Annotated in this window: 14 protein-coding genes; 10 read left to right on the top strand and 4 right to left on the bottom strand. The window is 64.1% G+C overall.

The genetic code is table 11. The features are described from left to right. Positions 1-115: 115 nt before the first annotated feature. The 10 genes from AB7M16_RS34945 (at position 116) to AB7M16_RS34900 (ending at position 16,587) form a co-directional block, all read left to right on the top strand. Positions 116-1,627 (top strand): ABC transporter substrate-binding protein, encoded by a 1,512-nt coding sequence (locus tag AB7M16_RS34945; protein WP_453946754.1) that lies wholly within the window; start codon positions 116-118, stop codon positions 1,625-1,627. A 48-nt stretch (positions 1,628-1,675) separates the two neighbouring features. After that, the gene (locus AB7M16_RS34940; RefSeq protein WP_260383224.1) at positions 1,676-2,617 is read left to right on the top strand and encodes an ABC transporter permease; all 942 of its coding nucleotides are present in this window, start codon (positions 1,676-1,678) and stop codon (positions 2,615-2,617) included. Beyond that, positions 2,614-3,483, top strand: a complete 870-nt coding sequence (locus AB7M16_RS34935; RefSeq protein WP_453946753.1) for an ABC transporter permease — start codon at positions 2,614-2,616, stop codon at positions 3,481-3,483. The genes AB7M16_RS34940 and AB7M16_RS34935 overlap by 4 nt, the downstream gene beginning before the upstream one ends. Before the next feature lie 1,213 nt (positions 3,484-4,696). After that, on the top strand, positions 4,697-5,377 hold the full coding sequence (locus AB7M16_RS34930) for an AfsR/SARP family transcriptional regulator (protein ID WP_453946752.1): 681 nt from the start codon (positions 4,697-4,699) through the stop codon (positions 5,375-5,377). A gap of 230 nt (positions 5,378-5,607) precedes the next feature. Continuing rightward, entirely contained in the window at positions 5,608-7,998 is a 2,391-nt protein-coding gene (locus tag AB7M16_RS34925) for a hypothetical protein (protein WP_453946751.1), read from the top strand. Further along, positions 7,995-9,254 carry a hypothetical protein gene (locus AB7M16_RS34920; protein WP_453946750.1) on the top strand — a complete coding sequence of 420 codons (1,260 nt, stop codon included), beginning with the start codon at positions 7,995-7,997 and terminating at the stop codon, positions 9,252-9,254. Before AB7M16_RS34925 ends, AB7M16_RS34920 begins: the two co-directional genes overlap by 4 nt. A gap of 19 nt (positions 9,255-9,273) precedes the next feature. Further along, complete coding sequence (locus AB7M16_RS34915; protein ID WP_172788023.1) at positions 9,274-9,714, top strand: hypothetical protein; 441 nt, start codon at positions 9,274-9,276, stop codon at positions 9,712-9,714. 2 nt (positions 9,715-9,716) lie between these two features. Next, the gene (locus AB7M16_RS34910) at positions 9,717-10,883 is read left to right on the top strand and encodes a hypothetical protein (RefSeq protein WP_453946749.1); all 1,167 of its coding nucleotides are present in this window, start codon (positions 9,717-9,719) and stop codon (positions 10,881-10,883) included. A gap of 21 nt (positions 10,884-10,904) precedes the next feature. Next, positions 10,905-15,689, top strand: a complete 4,785-nt coding sequence (locus AB7M16_RS34905; protein ID WP_453946748.1) for a peptidoglycan-binding protein — start codon at positions 10,905-10,907, stop codon at positions 15,687-15,689. 151 nt (positions 15,690-15,840) lie between these two features. Next, positions 15,841-16,587, top strand: a complete 747-nt coding sequence (locus tag AB7M16_RS34900; RefSeq protein WP_212256408.1) for a poly-gamma-glutamate hydrolase family protein — start codon at positions 15,841-15,843, stop codon at positions 16,585-16,587. 108 nt (positions 16,588-16,695) lie between these two features. On the opposite strand, the gene AB7M16_RS34895 is transcribed toward AB7M16_RS34900, so the two are convergent. From AB7M16_RS34895 to AB7M16_RS34880, 4 genes are all read right to left on the bottom strand, one after another. Then, complete coding sequence (locus AB7M16_RS34895; protein ID WP_246571007.1) at positions 16,696-17,007, bottom strand: MBL fold metallo-hydrolase; 312 nt, start codon at positions 17,005-17,007, stop codon at positions 16,696-16,698. A 68-nt stretch (positions 17,008-17,075) separates the two neighbouring features. After that, positions 17,076-17,465: an NUDIX hydrolase gene (locus AB7M16_RS34890; protein WP_172788020.1), complete on the bottom strand. Its 390-nt coding sequence runs from the start codon at positions 17,463-17,465 to the stop codon at positions 17,076-17,078. Between the two features lie 65 nt (positions 17,466-17,530). Then, positions 17,531-18,550, bottom strand: a complete 1,020-nt coding sequence (locus AB7M16_RS34885) for a zinc-dependent alcohol dehydrogenase (RefSeq protein ID WP_172788019.1) — start codon at positions 18,548-18,550, stop codon at positions 17,531-17,533. Positions 18,551-18,702: 152 nt separating this feature from the next. Further along, on the bottom strand, positions 18,703-19,650 hold the full coding sequence (locus AB7M16_RS34880) for a sugar-binding transcriptional regulator (RefSeq protein ID WP_453946747.1): 948 nt from the start codon (positions 19,648-19,650) through the stop codon (positions 18,703-18,705). Positions 19,651-19,657: the final 7 nt, after the last annotated feature.

Below are 19,657 nucleotides of genomic sequence, written 5' to 3'. Positions count from 1 at the left end.
GGCTGGCACCTCATTTCGTATCAGGACGCCCATTTGTTCGTCATATTTACAAATGGACCCGGCCGTGCTTGTCTTCCGCCGCGGAAGCAGAGCCTAGGGACGAAAGGACCTCCGGATGAAACGGATCGGAATCGCGCTGGCGGCATTTTTCACGATTGCATCGAGCCTGGCCTCAGCCAATGCAGCGACGCTGCGGGTCGGCATTCAGGACGATCCCGATGCGCTCGATCCGGCACTTGGCGGCACCTACACGGGACGTTTTGTCTTCGCGGCGCTCTGCGACAAGCTCGTTGATATCTCGCCCGACCTGAAAATCGTGCCGCAGCTCGCGGAATCATGGGAATGGGCTGCAGACGGCAAGTCGATCACGTTCGCGCTGCGCAAGAACGTCACCTTTCATGACGGCACCGCGTTCGATGCGGCCGCGGTCAAATTCAACATCGAGCGCATGAAGACGATGCCGGACTCCAAGCGAAAGTCAGAGCTTGCGCCGGTCCAGAGCGTCGAGGCGCTCGCCGCCGACAAGGTGAAGTTCAATCTGTCGGAGCCGTTCGTCCCGCTGCTTGCCAACCTCAGCGACCGCGCTGGCATGATGGTGTCGCCGAAGGCCGCCATGGAAAAAGCCGGTGAATTTGCCGCCGCGCCGGTTTGTGCCGGTCCGTATCAATTCGTCGAGCGCAAGTCGCGCGACCTCATTCGCGTCAAGAAATATCCGGGCTACTGGAACGTCGGGCAGATCGGCTATGACGAGGTCGTCTACTTCTATGTCCCCGACTCGACGGTTCGGCTGTCACGGGTGAGGGCCGGCGATCTCGACCTCGCCGAGCGCGTCGCGCCGACCGACCTCAAGACCATCCGCGACGATTCCAATCTTGCGCTGCATTCCGGCAAGGGGCTTGCCGTTTCGCATCTGATGTTCAACGTCGGAGCCGGCGCAAAGGCCGACACGCCGCTGGGCAAGAACGCGGCGCTGCGCCAGGCCTTTGAGCTCTCGATCGACCGCAACGTCATCAACAAGGTCGCCTTCAACGGCGAGTTCTTGGCCGACAACCAGATGATTCCGCCCTCCTCGCCCTACTACGACGCCGCACACAAGGCGCCTGCGCGGGACGTCGCCAAGGCGAAGGCGATGATTGCCGCCGCCGGAATGACCCGCGTGCCGATGGAGCTGCAGTTCGAGAACACGGCCGGAGATTCCCGCGTCGCGCAGATCATCCAGTCGATGGCGGGTGAGGCCGGCTTCGACGTCAAGCTGTTGCCGATGGAAACGGCCACGGCGATCGAGCGCTACATGAACGGCAATTTCGAAGCCTATATCGGCAACTGGAGCGGCCGCGCGGATCCGGATCCGACCTTGGTTGCCTTCTTCAGCTGCGCGGGCTCGCAGAACGTCAACAAGTACTGCAACAAGGATCTCGATGTGATCCTGAATCAGGCCCGGGCCGAGGCCGACGAGACCAAGCGCAAGGCGCTTTACGCCAAGGTCACTGATGTATATCTCGGTGACCTTTCATCGATCCCGCTCTATCACCCGAACTGGTTCTTCGCGGCGCGCAAGTCGGTCGGTGGCATCGTAATGGTTCCGGATGGCCTTCTCCGTCTGGTTGGTGTCAAGCCGACGAACTGAGGCGCACCGCATGCAGCACCCCGACCGCGTGAGCAACAGTTTGCGTCGATGAAGGCCCTGCTTTTTCGGCGGCTCGCCATCTCGTTGCCGACCCTCTTGCTGGTGTCGATGATGGTCTTCGGGCTGCAGAAGCTGCTGCCCGGCGACCCGGCACTGGCGCTGGCCGGTGAAGAGCACAATCCGGAAGTCGTGGAATACCTGCGGCAGAAGTATCGCTTCAACGATCCGGTTCCGGTGCAGTACGCCATCTGGCTCAAAGCCGTGATTCAGGGTGATTTCGGAACGTCGGTGCGAACCCGCTTGCCGATCGGCAAGATGCTGGTTGAGAAGCTACCCGTGACGATCGAACTCGCGACCCTCTCGATGCTGGTCGCCCTGGTCATCGGCCTTCCGATCGGCATTTTTGCCGCGTTGTGGCGCGGGACGCCACTCGACTACGGCGCCAGCATGTTTGGACTGGCCGGACTTTCCATTCCCCACTTCTGGCTGGGCATCATGCTCATCCTGCTGTTCTCCGTGAATCTCGGCTGGCTGCCTGCAGGCGGCTTCGTTCCACCTTCCGAAAGCATCGGGCAAAACCTGCTGACGATGCTGATGCCAGCGCTTGTGCTGGGCACAGGCACCGCTGCAATCATGATGCGCCATGTCCGCAGCGCGATGATCCAGGCCATGAAGCAGGACTATGTGCGCACGGCCCGCGCCAAGGGTGTCCGCGAAGGCACGATCGTGCTGCGTCACGCCCTGCCGAACGCAATGATCCCGGTCGTCACCCTCGGCACGCTTCAATTCGGCGAACTGCTGGCGGGAGCGGTCCTGACGGAGCAGGTGTTTTCAATCCCGGGTTTTGGCAAGATGGTCGTCGATGGCGTGTTCAGCCGCGATTACGCTGTCGTGCAAGCAGTCGTGCTCTGTACCGCAGCCATCTTTCTGTTGATGAGCCTCATTGCCGATCTCGCCTACGCCGCGCTCAATCCAAGGCTTCGATCATGAGCACAATCGAGACGCAGCCGATTGCAGCCCAGGCGCATGGGCGCGGCTCCGAACTTCGCCGGCTGCTCCACGAGCCTTCCGCATTGATCGGTGGCGCGATCATCCTGTTCTTCATCGTGCTGGCCGTGTTTGCATCCTGGCTCGCGCCCTACGATCCAAACACACCCGATTGGATGGCCGTGCGTGCTGCGCCCAGTGCGGCACATTGGTTTGGGACGGACGATCTCGGTCGAGATGTACTCTCGCGTGTCGTCTTCGGCACGCAAGCCTCGCTGGCTGCCGGCATGATCTCGGTAACCGTCGCGGTCTTTGTCGGACTTCCCTTGGGGCTCATCGCCGGCTATTTCGGCGGCCTCGCCGACATGGTGATCTCGCGCCTTGCAGACGCCCTGCTCGCCTGCCCCTTTCTCGTGCTCGCGATTGCGCTGGCCGCATTTCTTGGCCCCAGCCTGGAGAATGCGATGGTCGCAATCGGCATTTCTGCCGTTCCGGTCTTCGTCCGCGTTGCACGCGCCGAGACCCTGGTTGTGCGCACAGAGGACTATATCTTGGCTGCCCGTTCCCAAGGGCTCGGTCATTTCGCCATTTTGGCCGGGCAAGTGCTGCCAAATGTTCTGGCGCCCACCATCGTACAGGCGACGCTCACCATGGCGATCGCAGTTCTGGCAGAAGCAAGCCTTGCATTTCTCGGGCTAGGTCAGTTGCCGCCCGCGCCCTCTTGGGGCGCCATGCTCGATGTCGCGCGCCAGTTTCTCGGCGAGGCACCATGGATGGCGCTTTGGCCCGGCCTTGCGATCATCACGCTCGTGATCGGCTTCAACCTCGTCGGCGACGGCCTGAACAGTGCTCTAAATCCCAGACACTAGCGCGCGGCGTCCAAGTGCACCGCTGCAATGCGAGAACTCGGCAGCATAAGCTTTGCTGGTAAGGGGAAGGGACTTGCTACCAGGATCCATAGTTCTCAAGCAGCAATACAAAATTGACGCAAGAAGTGCGTTTGCGTGGAAATTCTTCTCAGACGTGCCGCGGTTGCTCTCTCATGGACGCAACGCGCACCAATCTATGACCGAGCCAGTCACTTGCCCCGACTTGAGCCCAATCGACTTTATCACCGGACCCAGGCTCGCGGGCGTCGCTTCAACAAAACGCTAAATTGTCTGCACTCGAGTCACTGTCCGGCTCCAGGCCTTGCGAACGATAGGCTGCCTGCAGAGCTTGGTCCGCCTTCGCGCGCGTGTCGCTTACGTGATCCCGTCGACGATCGCATTCGGGTCTTACCGGGCTCATTCTTTGCCGCGAAGCGGTAGTCGACCGCCGCCTTCGCGTCAAACGTCGGCACTACTTAACTAAATTGGATACTGCGGCTAGCTGGCGTGAACAGCCGCGTCCTCCTCAAACGGTCAAGGCAGTACTCTTGTCAGATGCGTGCGCCGCTTCATTTCTGCAACCGATCCTTGCATCGAACCGGCCATGCTCGACGTGAAGCTTCTGGTTGCGGCTCAAGAATGAACTAGTTCATACTATCGGGATAGAAAACACCGCTACGTTACGAACTGATCTGCATCGGGCGAGGTCCGGGTCGGAATTTTCTCTGGGTTCCGCCTCGCGCATCCCACGCGAGCACAGGTTGCTCTGGCGGCAAATCCGTCGAGCCTGATTTCGGTCAACGCGTGTCGGAGTTGTGGTGAGGTTCACATGTGCACAGGACTGGGCACGCCCATGTGCAATATCTGCGGCAAATTCTGCGCGCGCGGCGAACTGCCACCAAGCCTCGTGTTAGCCATAGTGTTCGGACAAGGTTGTCGGCATACGCACGCACCCGCGCCATTGAACAGTAAAACGCGACTAAATCTATCGCTAAGTCCCGGCCTCGGGCTCCAACCCGATTTGTTGCCCACGACGGGCGGCGGGCGTACCATTCCACGCCGGTTGTCAGCCTAGTGTCGAGAATTTAAGGACCGGCCGGAATACGAACGGCCCAACAGAAGATTTTACTCGGCCGGCCAGAGCTCGGTCGAACTTTTCATAATCTCGCGACCAGGAAGGCTCTTCATGACGGGGGGCATCAGTGAGAGGATAGTGAAGCGCAAGGTCGCCATTCTCGGGCGGCTTGGCGTCCACCCGATGGTTCGCCTCTCGCTCCCGGCGCGCCGGCTTCTCGCCTTTCTCGCGCTTCAAGGCCGGCCGGTCTCGCGCACCGCAGCCGCTAGCAATCTCTGGCTGGATCTCGCCGAAGACGCGGGCCGAGCCAACCTCCGCCGCGCGCTGTGGCACGTTCCGCCCGGCTGGATCGAGACCATGGGCGACGAGCTGGTGCTGTCGGCGGACGTTGATTTCTCGCGCGCACAGGCCACCGCGGCCCGTGCCCTCAAGGGCGAAGCGCTTACCTTCGAGGACATCGTATTGCTATCGAACGACGTTCTGCCCGGCTGGCATGAGGAGTGGCTGATCGCCGGGCAGGAGGCGTTTCGCCTGCTGCGGGTGGAGGCGCTCGAGGCGGCCTGCCGGATCATGACGACGTGTGGCGATCTCGCGCTGGCAGCACAGGCGGGGGTCGCCGCGCTCGCCGCCGAGCCGCTGCGCGAATCGGCGGCCGAAGCGCTGATCGATGCATATCTCGCCCAGCGCAATCGCTACCAGGCGGTCCAGTGCTACCGTTCGCTGGCAAAGCGCCTTGCCTGCGAGCTGGGCGTGGCCCCGGATGAGGCGCTGGCGAAGCGCGTGGCCGGCATTTGTCCCGCCTCACGCACCGCGCACTAGCTTCCCCTTCCCTTTTTGTCTCTTCCTTTTCCGGAGTCTGCAGGGACGGCCGTCGTCTGCCCGTGGACGATCCTGCGACGCTGCGTGGACGCCTCGGAAAGCGCCGCGGCCACGGCAGCAATACGCACTGAGCGCGCGAACAAGACGGCAAGGCGACGGCGGCACACACAGCGGCGGACGGCGGTCATGCTCAACTGCACCGCAGATGTTCAGGAGGCCGGAGTCGCGCGATGCTGAATCAACAAGAGTCATCCCATCTCTTCGCCGCGCAGGAAAACCCGTTCGCTGAAGCCTTCGCCGAAACCGGCAACGGCGCGGCGATCGGCTTCGCTCCGTGGAGCGAGAATCTCACACCATTCACAGCGACGCTCGATGGCGGCGCAAGCCAGTCCGAGACCGACCGCCTGGTGGCCGAAGTCTATGCCGAGCTTCGCGACGAAGCATTCGATGAAGCGCTTGCGTTTCTGGCAGAGGAGACCGAGCAGGCACTCGACGAGCGGTTCGTCGGCGAGACGCCGGCGTCCGCACAGGAGCGCGAACGCTATGCCGACGCGCACCTCGCCCCGGTGCGCTTCGAGGCGCAACAGTATCTGCAGACGCTGGAAGCAGGGATGGCCGGCCTGGACGTCGGCTCCCTTTCAGAGCAACAGCTCGATGAGGTGCTGGAGAGATTCGACCCATCGATCGGAGAGCTGACGCCGGCCGGCGAGGAGTTCATCGGCAAGCTCATCAAGAAAGCCAAGGGCGTCGTCAAGACCGTCGCCAATGTGGCAAAGAGCGTCGGCAAGGTCGCGGGGTCGCTGCTCGGGCCGGTTCTGAACAAGCTGCGCGGCCTGATCAATCCCCTGCTCCGGCGCGTCCTGTCCTTCGCCATCGGCCGGCTGCCGGCACCTCTGCAGCCGCACGCACGCGCGCTCGCCGCCCGATTCACGTCCGAGGCTGCGGAGGAGAGCATCGACGAAGCTCAGGTGTCACCGGCGAACCTGACCGACATGGAGTCGCTCGCCGAATCCTTCGACGCGGCCATCGCGGAGGCACTGGCGGGCGATGCGGCAGCCGAGTTCGAAGGCGAGGCGTTCGGTGCGACGGACGAGAGCGAGATCGAGACGCGGGAACTCGAGGTGCTCGCCGAAGCCCGCGGCGCACTGATCGAACGGCTGCGCGACGCCGACGAGGACGAAGATCTCGCGCCGGCGATCGAGCAATTCGTTCCCGCCCTGCTCGGCGCGCTGCGGCTCGGAATCAACCTCGTCGGTCGACCGAAGGTGGTGGGCTTCCTCGCCAATTATCTCGGCCAGTTGATCGGCAAATGGGTAGGACCGCAGCTCAAAGGGCCTCTGTCGAACGCCATCGTAGATACCGGTCTGAGGCTCATCTCGCTCGAGGTCGAGGACCGGGCGCAGCTCGAGCGCAGCGACGAGGTGGCGCCGGTCGCGCTCGCCAGCGTCGTCGAGGATACGGTCCGCCAGTTCGCCGAGAACGAGGACTACGTGTTCGAGGACGAAGAGCTGACCCAGCTCGCGACCGCAGAAGCGTTTAGCCAAGCCGTTGCAACGCATTTCCCGCCTCGCTTCGTTCGTGCGTCGCTGCAGCAGGCCCCGTCGCTCGGCGGAACCTTCGTGAGCCGCCGCCCGCGTAGCCTCCGGCCCTATCGCAAGTACAACCGCACGCCCGATATCCAGGTGACGTCGCAGATTGCGGACACGCTGCCCACCTTCGGCGGATCGACGGTCGGCGCGGCGATGCGGGCGGCGGGCGCGCAGTTTCCGATCCGCGCGCGCATGCACATCTATCAGTCTGCGCCCGGCACCACGCTCCAGCGCATGGTGCGCACCGACCGGTCGGGTGCAGGCGCAGGCCGCGGCTACATCAACACCGCCAACGTCCATCCGCTGACGCCGGCGGCGGCCGGCGTTCTACTGCGTGAACCGAAGCTCGGTGTCGCGGTGCCCGCCGCATATCTTCGCTCGCGACAGCGGATCGCCGCGGGCCAGCGCTTCTACATTCTGGAGCCGGTCGGCGCCGGCGCGCCGCCAACTTTGTCCGCGGGCCCGGCGGGACAGGCCGCGGCCAGGCGTCTGCGCGCAAGCCGTGCCTGGGCTTCGGTGAATATGCGCCAGGCGCGCATCACCGTCGGCATCTACTTGTCGGAGGCGGAGACGCAGAAGATCGTCGCGGCGATCCGCAAGGGCCAGGGAAGCCTCCCGCTGCTGCAGGCGCTCACCAGGACCTACCAGGACATGGAGCGACTCTCCGCCGGCGGCCAGGCTCCTCTCCGGATGTTGCGCGAGGATGGCGAGGACGGCGAGACTTTCGAGGACTTCGCTGCCCACAGGGGCAAGCTGCTGCCGCCCGGCCTGACCGCTCAGCTGCGCCAGCGCCTGCGCGCCTGGGTGATGCCGGCGTTGACGAAATGGGCGCGAGCCAATGCGGAAGCGTTCGTGCGCGCAGCCGGACATCCCGATCCCGGTGTAACGGTTCGCATCCGCCTCACCGCGGTCCCCGGGCTCGACGCGATCCGCAGGATGCTGCGCGGCGGTGCGTCCGCGCCGTCCGGCGCCGCGCTGCGCGGCACACCGAGCATCGCCATCTCCGTCACACCTGGGCGAGGCGGCAAGTGACGCGTGACATCGACCAGCATCTCGTCACCTCGGACCTCCAGCGGCAGGTCGCCCACTGGCTGGCGGCGGCTCGCACGTTTCGCGATGCCGAGGAGTTTGCTTCGATCGAGGCCTGGAAGTCGGTGGAACGCGACACCGGTGCGCCGCTGCGCCAGCAGATCAACGCGGTCGTCGAGGAACTCATCGAGCTCGGTGAGGCGACGCAGCGGGTCGTTGCCGAGGCGCGGAAGAATCCGGCCCGCATTCCAGCCGCCTCGACCGGTGTCCAGCGCTTCCGTCGCCGCTACGTCCAGGTCGACACCACGCTCGATTTCCTCGGAGATGCCGTGAACTCGCGAACGAGTGCGCCTCTGCGCGAGGCGCTCACGACGCTCGACCGGCTTGCGGTCACGAGCATGCAGGGCGTGCTCGAGCGGGCGAGGAAGCCGGTGCCAAGAGTGCTGGTGTACCAGGACAAGGGAACCGGCGCATCGATCCTGCGCGCGGGCGTCCGCCTCTGGGCGCCCGGGGTCATCATGCCGGTCGCCGCCATCAAGATCGTGCGCCACAATCTCTATCGCCCCACCTCGCTCTTTCACGAGACTGGCCATCAGGTCGCTCACCTCACCGGCTGGACGCCCTCCGTGCGAGCGGCCATAGCGCGCGCGCTGAAGGACGATGAAAAGCTTCAGGCGATGTGGACACCCTGGGCCTCCGAGATCGGTGCCGACGTCTTTGCCTTTCTTCACACCGGCTATGCCTCGACGGCGGCGCTCTACGACGTCGTCGGCAATGCCGACACCATCCTGCAATGGCCGGTCGGCGACCCGCACCCGATCGGGTGGCTTCGCACAGTCCTCGGTTGCGCAATGTCACGCCTCTGCTTCGGCGACAAGGGCCCATGGAATGCCCTGCAACGGGCCATGGAAGCGCATTATCCGATCGCCCTCGCCGAAGAGACGCTGCAGCCCCTGCTCGCCCGCTCGAAGGCCGCGATGCCAAGGATCGCAGAAGCGTGTCTCTCAGCGCCCGTACCGGGGCTCGGCGGCCGGCCGATGACCGACGCGCTCGATCCAAAACGCGTCTCCCCCCAAGCGCTTGCCGAGCTCGAACACACCGCTGGCGCAGCGCTCTGGACGTCGCCGGCGTGGCGGCAGCGTGAGGGAATACGGATCGTCGCACTCGCCGGTCTGCGCGAGGCCGAATGTCCGGAGACTGCACCGATGTGGATTGAACGCGCACGCCGCTGGTTCATCAACCAAGCCGAAGCGGCGTGAATTGAGAAAGGAATACGACATGGCCAAGAAGCCTTCATCTTCGGCGGGATCCGAGTCCGTGCTGGAGCTTGCCAAACGCCAATCGGACGGGCACCCGCGCAACGAGGAGATCGACCTCCTCAAGCAGACCATCAACGAACTGCACGAGCGCGATGCGAAGCGCGAGCAGGAGCTGTGCCACTTGAATCAGGCGCTGAGCCGCTTGTCGCAGATGAGCGCGATCGAATGCATCCTGACCAACGGATTCGAGGAACTGTCCACCAAGCTCGCACCGCTGGCGGAGATCGGACCTCATCGCGTTCCGATCGCGGATGGCGCTGTGAACGCGCGTCTTGCAAGCATGATCGAAGCCACAGCGCGGCCGAGCTGGTCGGGAGCATCGACCGTGCCGATACCAACGCGTCCCGTTCCATTCATCGGCGAGGTCGTTCCGCGCCCACGCGACAACGAAAGGTACTAGTCATGATCCAGCAGCTGATTGACCGCATGATGGCGCCGCCGTCCAACATGTCGCGCGACGCGGCGGCCGCAATAGTGCTCATGTGCGATCCGTTCGATCTGTTGCTCCACATGGAACAGGTCTGGAACGCCTTTCGCGTATGGGGACCGCCGCCGAATCCGCAGCCGGCCAGCCCGGCCCGGCTGGCCTTCCTCCGCTACGACATCGGCGCATTCGCGCCATTCATCCCGGATCCGTCGTTGGCCGGTGTCCCGCAATGGGACCACCTCGGCTACAGCTACGTTCTGGAGAACACACGCGCCATCCAGATCCTGCGCCGCGTCCTCCGGGAGTATCGCTCCGGCGAGGGATTGGGCATCCCGTCAATCGCGACCCAGCGTTGGCTCGAGATCACCGAGGTGCTGCTGTTTGGTGCCGCCAATCCGCTTGCCCCGTGGCTGTCCACCAGTGTCGTCCGTCCCGATCCCGAGGCGGTACGGCGCAACGCATACTGGCGGCTCTTCGGCCTCGACCTGGCATTCGGCACCGACGACAACCGGCCGCCCACCTACGACAAGGCCACGCACGCGAACGCGTCATTCATCCAGGTGTTCGAGGAACTCCTTTTTGAATTGTGGCAGGCGATCACCAACGTTCGCAACACATCCGGCGTGAACGCCTCAGACGACGATCGGATTTTCAGGATCGCCGAAGCACTGCGATTTGCACTGCGCGCCCGGCGGCAAAATCAGTTGCTCAGTCGGGAGGAGCTGGTCGCGGCAACGGCCCTCGGCTGGGCCGAATTGACGCTAAGCGCCAACACGCCGGTGGTCGAGGATCTGGTTGCCAACGCCACGAGCCCCTACGAGCGCCTGCGGATGATCGGCGAGCGCGTTGGGCTCGCACCGCACAGCAGGTCGTCGGCTCTGTTCTCGATGGCTGGCGATCTTTCCCGGTTCCTGCGCATCGTCGAGTCCGGCGTCGTGTCCGGACCTGAACTGGCGTGGGTTCTCTACCTCGAGCAGCCGCCGGTCGGTTCGCCGCCGGGCGCAGCTTCGCCGATCGGAGCTTCGAGCAGGCGGGTCATCACTGAGTGGGCATCCGCAACTGGCAAGGATCTGAAGACACGCGCAAAGCCGATCGAGATGCGGCCGCCGACCCGACCGCCACTGCTCGTCGGCGCACGTTGAGGTCAACGCAGGAGGCAGACGATGCACGGGTCCACGCAGGATTTCCAATCGCTCGACCCGCTCGGCCTCGACGCTCCGTTCGCGGAGACGTCCGAGCCTGAGAACCACAGCGGAATTGAAGCGTTCGCCACGCTCGAGGACAACCCGTTCGTGGCCTTTTCGGGCGAAGCGGAGTGGACTGGTGCGGGCGAATCCCAGTCCCTCGAGGAGGGAGAACTGGGCTCACCCCACTCCTTCGCGAACTGTACGTCGACGCAAAAGCAGCTGCTGCTTGACGTCACCGAACGGTGTCTGCGCGCAGTGCAGCATGCGGCCTCGTTCGTCGGCAGCGCGTACGGACGGCCGGATCGGATGGGCGCAGCCACGCGGCAGCTGCTGCTGCGGCATTTTCACACCACGAAGCACGACGATCTCCGTCACATCGTCACACGGCTGATGCGGATCGAAAAGGCGCTGAAGGATGGAATCAATTTCCGCGGCGAGACCGACTGCGCCACGGACGGCAAGGGAGCCGTCTGCGGTTATGCCCTGACGACGCAGTTGTTCGGCGGTTTCGGCAAAGTCCACATCTGCTTCGACACGCGGCCGAGGCACTGCAACTTCAGCGCGCTGGCGCCCGACACGCAGGAGGTGACCCTCATCCACGAGGTCGCGCATCGCTATGTCGGCATCAAGGACCAGGCCTACGAGCACGAACCGAAATACTCGACCCTGTCCCCGAAGCAGGCTCTGAACAACGCGGATAGCTACGCCTTCTTCGCCGTCGAGGGCATGACCCTGCTGAGCGAGAGCTTCGAGCCGGAGCTGGAAGGCTCGCTGTCGGAAGATTACGATGAAACCTCGTTCACAGGGCTTGAAGCCCAGCCGTGGAATTCGGATGGCATTTCCGCGGACAACGATGCCGCGCGAGACGAAAGCTCGGAGCCTTGGGCGCGCGAGCTCGAGGAGGCTCGCGAGCTGGAATCCGGAGCCAGCCGCTGCGCCGAAGACGAACACGAAGGTGAGGACGAATATCTCGAGTCCGAGGCGTGGACCGCAACAGCGGAGCAGATCGCCTTTCGCAACAATGTGCTCGCCGAGCATATCGCCCGCAGCCGCAAGGCCAGGGGTGCTCCCCTGCCCGACCTGAGCAGCACTCAGGTCGAGACGATCCCGGGCACCAGCGTCAAGACGCGGCCGGAGACTGCGCGGGCCGCAGGCCGCCTGCTCGCCGCTGCAAATGCAGATCTGCAGAAGGCTCAGATTGCGGGTGATGCAGATGCGCTGCGAACGAAACGATTGACGGCAGCAAGCGGCTATCGCGGCAGTGAGCACCAGCGCTCGCTGTGGCTCGGGTATTTCAAGGGCTACTACAACCGGACACGCGCGCACCGCGAAGCTCTTGCCGAAGGTCCACATTCGAAGGCAGCAGCCGCCTACATGCTGAAGTCGAAGGCCTTCGGCGGCTTTGGCCTGGGTGGCCGGATTGCGGCGCCAGGCTACAGCAATCACCAGAACGGAATTGCCGTCGACTTCTATCAGAACAGAAAAGCGGGATTCGAGGTTGCCAACAGTAGCAGTGACGCAGCGCGAGCGGCCTGGCGCAGGAGCTGGTTCTATGGATGGCTGAAGCAGAACGCGGCGGCCTACGGCTTCGAGCAGTTGCCGACCGAGGAATGGCACTGGGAGTTTCGCCGCAAGCCGACGATCACGAGCGAGTTCGAAAGCGAAGCCGTCGTTCCGTCCACGAAGCCGTATCTTGACGGCGCGTTATGGGTCTACCGCTCCCGCGTCACCGGCACAAAGATCGCCGTATTCGCGTCGGCTGCGGCCGTTCGAGGCAGCGGGCCGGTCGACATGTTGCTCTACATCCACGGGCTGCTCAGTCCTTGCGGCGTGCCGCGAGCCATGCCTGCGGGCATCGTGACGGAGGCGACCTTCCGGCTCGGCAAGATCGTGACCGACAGCGGCCGGCCGATGCTGCTGATCGTGCCGCAGCTCCAGATTGGGAGCGACGCAGGCTGGAGTGCACACGGCCTCGACCGGCCTGCGCAGCTCAATGCGCTGTTTGCCGAAGTGCTGGGCGAGGCGGACCGCCGCCTCGAGCGGAGCGGCACGCAAATCGGCCGGCTCGTCATTTCCGGGCACTCGCGCGCCTACGGCGTGCTCTATCCGCTCGCCAACGCGAACAAATCCACGGCGCTCGGCACCGGCGCGCTTGCGAAGCTCGTCAAGGTGTGGGTTCTTGACGCCACCTACGGAAGCCCGCCCATCGCGGCGTTCAAGGCGCTCTCCGCAGCCCGGCCGGGTTTGGGCGTGGACATCGTTTACCGCGCCAAATCTCCGACCGACAAATTCGACGGCCGCGCCAATGCGGGCGCGGTGGCGCTGCGCCCCGTGCCAAATTCGATCACCCATTGCGCGCTGCCCGGTAAACTGCTCCCGACCTTGTTGAGCGAGCTCGGCACAGCCTCGGATGGCGAGGCCTTTGAGAATTTCGATGCGATGTCGAGCGCGGAAACACATTTCGAGAGAGCCGACGGGGAATCGTTAGCTTGGCTGGACGTGGAAGCAGGCCTTCCTGGCGACAAGCTCGACGAAGACTTCTCCGACACGCGCTGGCCTGAATCGTCCGAGGACGAAATCGAGCACGAAAGGTGCGGATGCGGGTGCGGCGCCCACTCGGCGCCCCGAAAATTCGAGGCCGAGTGGTTCGAACCGGAATCGGATGACGCAGGATGGCCTGCAGGCGTCGGCGTGCGCGCATTCGACACCGAGGCCGGTGGAGCCGCCGACCTCTTGCAGGGCGCCTCGGCTCTTGTGGTCGGACCGACGCTTCGCCGCGGCAACGGCGGCGCCGGTGTCGAAGCGCTGCAGCGCGCGCTGGCGCAACTCGGCCATTCGCCGGGCGAAATCGACGGACGATTTGGCGATGCAACCGAAAAAGCGGTCCGCGCCTTTCAGTCCCGCGCAGGCCTCTCCGCCGACGGCGTGGTCGGCCCGCGCACCAAGGCGGCTATCGCCGCAGCGCTCGGCGGCAAGATCGCGCCGCTACCTACTCCACCTGCTCCCATCCCGCCGGCACCGACCCCGCCTGCGCCGCTTCCTGTCGACGAGGATCTCGATGCCTTCATTGCCAGATTGGCTGCGGAGTGGTCGCGGCGGACGGGCGGAAAGCCTTCGGCCGACGAACGAAGCGCGGCGCTGCGCGGCGACTACGAGGATACGCTGAAGGGCGCCCGCATGCGCTTCGGGACGAAGTACGCCGACGACGTTCTCCGCCGCGCCTGGATGATCAGCCGCGAGGAAGAGATGCGCTTCCGCACCGAGCCATCGGGCGGCTCGCTCGGCGATTTCGGGCCGCCGGCGCAGCGGGTGGAGCTGGTCAGTCACGCGTCGATTGACGGAAGCGACAAGGCGCCTGTCGCGCCGATCATGGTCCGCTTCTTTGCCGAGCTGCGCCGCCGCTACGGCGCAGGCCTCGGAGCGGGTACCTATCGCGGACATGGCGGCGGGAGCTTCAACGACCGCGGCTATTCGCTCGATCTGTTCCTGAACAGGCGCGACGCTCGCGGCTTCTATCTCCGCGACGATGCCTTGAGGTTGCTGCGCGCGGTGAACGAGACTGCGAAGGCGATGCCGGCCAAATGGCGGATCATCTACAACGATTTCGCGGTCGCCGACGAGATCAACCGGGAGACCGGCAAGCGCAACGTGATCTTCGTCGGCACGACGCGCAAAGACAAGAACAAGCGCGTGACGGGGCTCAACTGGCATGGACCGCATCCCCTTATCATCCACTTCCACCTCGACCTCGCGCCGCTGCCGGGCGCGCAGAGCGAAGCCGAGGACGAGGGATGGCAGGAGACTTGGCAAGAGAACTGGCAGGAGAATTTCAGCGACGGTGAGGACGTGCGCGCCGCCTGCGAGGGCGAATCTCCAGCCGACGAGACCCTCACCCTGGAAGCCCTGCTCGCGAGCGAAGCGGGAGGCGATCCGGGGCTGGTGGACCGCCTCAAAGGCGTTGCCGAATTCATGCTCGGACCGACGCTGCGCCGGGGCAGCAAAGGCGACGGCGTGAGCAGCCTGCAGCGCGCCCTTGTCGGGCTCGGCTACGGTTTGGCAGTGGACGGTGATTTTGGTTCGAACACCGAACGAGCGGTGCGTGGGTTTCAGTCGCGCGGCGGGCTGGAGGCCGACGGCGTCGTCGGCGCGGCGACCAAGGCCGCGATTGGCGCCGCGCTGGCTGGCCGGTCGCTGCCGCCCGCCCCCGCTCCTACGCCTCCTGCGCCGACGCCCTTGCCCTACGCGCCGGGCAAGAAGCTCGCGCCGAAAGCGTTCGTCGCCACGTTCGGCGAGTCAGCCAGGGCTTCGCAGGCGGCGAGCCGCGTACCCGCCCTGGTAACGCTCGGCCAGGCAGCGCTGGAATCCGGCTGGGGTGCGCATGCGCCCGGCTTCAATTTTTTCGGTATCAAGGCAAAAGCCAGCATGCCCGAAAACATGCGGCAGTTGCTGAAGACCAAGGAGGTCATGTCGCGGCCCGACGCCAAATTCCCCGAAGTGATCTCGGTGACGCCGCGGCCCGACGGCAAGTACGACTATGTCGTGCGCGACTGGTTCCGCGTCTATCCCGACGCTGCCACCGCGTTCAGCGAGCACGGCTCATTTCTGGCGCGCAACAAGCGGTACGCCAAGGCGTTCGCGGTCACCCACGACCCATACGCCTTCGCAACCGAAGTCGCTCGCGCGGGCTACGCCACCAGACCGACTTACGAGAGGGAGCTCCATGCCGTCATGCGCATGATCGAGAAGGCGGGTGGCGGGTAAGAATGTCGAACTGAAACCTGCAACCTAAATGGTCCGATCCGGATCGCCAGTCGGGTCCGGGCGACGCGTTCTCGAAGAAGTCAGGGCCGCAGCCTTATCGTGTCCGGAGGTCCACCATTCGCCAGCAAGAGCCGCACGCCGCGACTGGCTCTTGATCATTCAAGCCGACTGCACGGAGATCGGTGATATGCCGCGAGGACCCGACAAGTATGATTCCATGACTGCTCTGTACGATGATCCGAACAATGTCGAAGGGATGGCATATGGAAAAAGATGGCTACGTCATGAGTGGCGCCAACTGGTGGAAGAACAGGTTACGGACAACACGGAAACACAAAAGATCATCATGGCCCTCCACGGAGGTGGCATTGAGACCGGCACAAGCGAGATCGCTCTAGCTACGGCCGGCTATCATCCGGCTACGCTGGCGACCGCAGTTGATGGTCTTGGATTGCTTGACCTCTGGCTGTTTGAAGGGTTGTTGCCCTCCAGCAACGGCGACCTGCATGTGACGGCTTCCCACTACGATGAGCCAATAGCCACGAAGTTGGTCGAAAACGCTCAACGTTGTATCAGCTTGCACGGCTGTACGGACACCCAGGCGAATGGAAGAATTCAGCTGGGCGGACTGGACGACGAGTTGCGCGATATCGTTCTGGAAGAATTGGATGCTGCAGGAATCCCGGCCGAGGTTACCAGCAACCCTATGCTTGACGGCAGTCTCCCAGACAACATCGCAAACAAGACAAGAATTGGCGGCTGCGCCCAACTCGAGATGGGAACGAGCTATCGTAGAAGCTTGTTCGGGATCAACACAAGGCGGCAGCGGAAAAACACGACGAACGCTCAATTTTGGCTACTGGTCGACGCTTTGCGTAAATCCATGAGCCGCGTATGAGCCGTTCCCTACCCGGACGGAATAGCCAGCAGGCTTGTTCGAACCGGGCACGACGGCTTAGAAAATCGATTTTCCAAGCCCAGGTTACGCCGGCGCCCACCGGCCGTCTCAGGAATGAGCACCCACAGACGGCGCGACGTCGAGGCGGACCGCGACACCGCTGAGGTCCGGGCTCGGCGCCGGATAGAGCTTCATGACGAGCGGATCGTGACCGGGCACGATGTGGTCCGCGTCGGGTGCGACAGCGCGGAGCTTGTCGAAACCCGCCAGCATGTCGCCGACATGAAAGGCGGTCGTGAACGGGCGCTCGCTGGCCATGTTCTCGTAGAAATGACTGACGTCGGAGGAGAGCACAACGAAGCCCAGCGGGTTCTCACGCGGACGAACTGAAGACCGGCCGAATGCCTGCAGGCGCTGCAATGACGAGCATTTTTAGCCGCGCATGACGGGCAGACCTTAATCCGAAGGAATCGCCTGGCGCCGGCGACCTAGCGGCGGCCTCGCCTGGGAAACAGCTTGTCGCGGATGTAGCGCGAAGTCGGCGTCAATCTGGCGCCACGCGGCTTGCGCCAGACCGCACGATCGATCTCCTTCTTGTCCCCGACCTTCAGCCGTCCCGTTACCTTCTTGGCCAGGAAAATGGCATCACTCATCCGCCGGCCGGTTCGGCTCTTCTTCGCTCTCACTTCCGTCCACAGTTTCAACGACCCGAGCTTGAGCTTGGGAAGCTCCTCCTTGATCTCGCGACGCAGGCAGCTCCTGTCGCTCTCGCCTGCCCGCCTCCGTCCGCCTGGAAACATCCAAAGGCCGTCGCGCCTGCGTCTCACCATCAGCACGCGCCCCTTCCGGGCGACGACCAGCTTCGAGGATTTCGCCATCACGACCCGCCCCGCATCTATCCCTGCTTCCGTTACCCCAGGCTCTTTGGCGAGATGCCGCTCGATTAGGGGCAAATGATCGCCTTGATAATCCCATCGCGCCGCGCGACCTGCTGCTCGAACGCGGCGGGCGTCTGGTCGAGCGAGAAGCGATGCGTGGCGAGCGGCGCCAGCTTGACCTGGCCGCCTTGCACAAGCGCGATGGCCCGCGGATAGACTTCCGGCATACGACGTGAAAACTTGATGGACAGGCCCTTACGACGCGACTCCGCGCCGCTGAGGATGTACTGGTTGTTCTCCGGGATGCCAACGAGAACGATCCGGCCGCCGATACGGGCGCAGCGCGCAGCATGCTCAAAGCCGTGCGAGGAGTCGGTTGCCTCGATCACCAGGTCGACGCCGCGGCCTTCGGTGGCGTCCCCGACCTCGGCGTAGCTGCGGCATGCCACGTCCGCCCCGAGGTCGCAGGCGAGCGCCGTGCGCTGCTCGACGGGGTCGATCGCGATGACCTTCCCGGTACCCGCGAGTCGCGCCAGCTGCACGAGCAGCAATCCCACCGGCCCGCAGCCCAGCACCGCCACGCTTTCCAGAAGCCGCGGGCGCGCCAGATCCATCGCATGGATCGCTACGCCAAGCGTTTCCAGGATCGCAGCGCCGGCCGGGTCGATGCTGTCAGGCACCAGATGCACGGCGGATCGGGGCACGCAGACGAATTCGGCCATCGCGCCGTTGTGAGGCGCATAGCCGAGGAATTTCACATTGGGGCAGAGATTGGTGTGACCGCGATGACACCATTCGCAATGGCCGCAGGGAATGGACGGATCGACCGCCACCAGCGCGTCAGCCGAAAGCCCCGCTTTGCGCGCCGAGTCCGGCGTGAGAACACCCGAGAACTCATGGCCTAGCACGAATGGCCTGACTTGCGTCGGGCCGGTTGTTCCGCCTTCAAGATAGGAATGCAAGTCGCTGCCGCAGACGCCGACAGCCTTGACGCGGAGGATGAGCTCGTCCTCCGCAAGCGGCCTCGGCTCTGGGATATCGAGGACGCGGATATCACGAATGTCCTGGAGCACCGCAGCGCGCATGTCGACGCCATCCTTCTGAGCAATTGTCTCCGGTATGTTACATATGTAATGACGAGGTGACAAATGCTTTTGCACGCCTTTCAGCGCACACGCCGGCTATCGCGCGCTCGGTTTCGAAGGCGCGGATCCCCTTCTCTGCAGAGGAAATCGGGCTATTTCTGCTTGTCGATCAGTTTCAGGGCGGCGACGGCGGTGTTCTCGTCCGTCATCAGCACCTTGCCGATCCGGCCGCGCAGCACCGCGGCGATGATCGGCGCCTTGTTGAGTCCCCCGGCGATCAGCATGGACGTCGGTACGCGCGCCAGCTTCTCGAGCGGCAGCGCAATGGCTCGGCTGTTGATGTTGTGATCGATGGGCCGGCCGGCTTTGTCGAGAAACTGCGCCAGGACGTCGCCAACGGCGCCTGCCGCCCGTAGGTGCTCGGCGCGGACGTCCGGCGGCAACCCATGCCGCATCAGCAGCGAGCGCGGGGTCAGATCTCCCATGCTCAACAGCGCTAGATCGATCTTCTCGACGCTGTCCAGCACCTCCTGATAGACCTCCTGAGTCAGAAAGGTGTCGCGCGAGCGCCGGCTGCTGACAAAGATCGGCGCGGCCAGATAGCTGCACTGGGCGTGCAGCCGGTGCGCGAGCTCACCGGCAATCTCGAAGGTGTTGAGCTCAAGGCCGCGCGACAGGCCGCCCATCATGGAGACGATGGACAATTCCGGATAGTCCGCCGGTGTGACGTAACGGATGGTCTCGCGCAAGGTCGCGCCCCAGCCGATTCCGATGATGCGCGGCCGCTTCTGTTCGAGGAATTTCGATAAATAGGCTCCCGCCGCCATCCCGATCAGGCTGCCGACCTGCTCGGGATTTTCCGGGCTCGGAATGACGACGGCGTCCGCAAGCCCGCATTCCCGGCGCAATCGATGCTCCAGCTCTGTGCAGCTCGCAAAGGTGGAGTTGAGGCGGATGTTGACGATGCCGGTCTGGCGGGCATCCGACAGCATGCGGTTGACGCGGGCGCGGGTCAGCCCCAGCCGCTCGCCGATCTCGGCCTGAGTCAGGTTCTCCATGTAGTAGAGCCAGGCGACCCGCAGAATGGTCTGGTCAGTCACGGCGCAG

Source organism: Bradyrhizobium sp. USDA 372 (assembly GCF_053629095.1).
Note: the sequence above shows the minus strand (reverse complement) of the source record. Positions and strands in the feature narration are given on the sequence as shown.

Excerpts from the sequence above, each read along its gene's own strand:
- AB7M16_RS34945 (WP_453946754.1), top strand. The coding sequence starts at position 116 with ATGAAACGGATCGGAATCGCGCTGGCGGCATTTTTCACGATTGCATCG.
- AB7M16_RS34940 (WP_260383224.1), top strand. The coding sequence starts at position 1,676 with ATGAAGGCCCTGCTTTTTCGGCGGCTCGCCATCTCGTTGCCGACCCTC.
- AB7M16_RS34905 (WP_453946748.1), top strand. The coding sequence starts at position 10,905 with ATGCACGGGTCCACGCAGGATTTCCAATCGCTCGACCCGCTCGGCCTC.
- AB7M16_RS34925 (WP_453946751.1), top strand. The coding sequence starts at position 5,608 with ATGCTGAATCAACAAGAGTCATCCCATCTCTTCGCCGCGCAGGAAAAC.
- AB7M16_RS34915 (WP_172788023.1), top strand. The coding sequence starts at position 9,274 with ATGGCCAAGAAGCCTTCATCTTCGGCGGGATCCGAGTCCGTGCTGGAG.
- AB7M16_RS34910 (WP_453946749.1), top strand. The coding sequence starts at position 9,717 with ATGATCCAGCAGCTGATTGACCGCATGATGGCGCCGCCGTCCAACATG.
- AB7M16_RS34885 (WP_172788019.1), bottom strand. The coding sequence starts at position 18,550 with ATGCGCGCTGCGGTGCTCCAGGACATTCGTGATATCCGCGTCCTCGAT.
- AB7M16_RS34935 (WP_453946753.1), top strand. The coding sequence starts at position 2,614 with ATGAGCACAATCGAGACGCAGCCGATTGCAGCCCAGGCGCATGGGCGC.
- AB7M16_RS34890 (WP_172788020.1), bottom strand. The coding sequence starts at position 17,465 with ATGGCGAAATCCTCGAAGCTGGTCGTCGCCCGGAAGGGGCGCGTGCTG.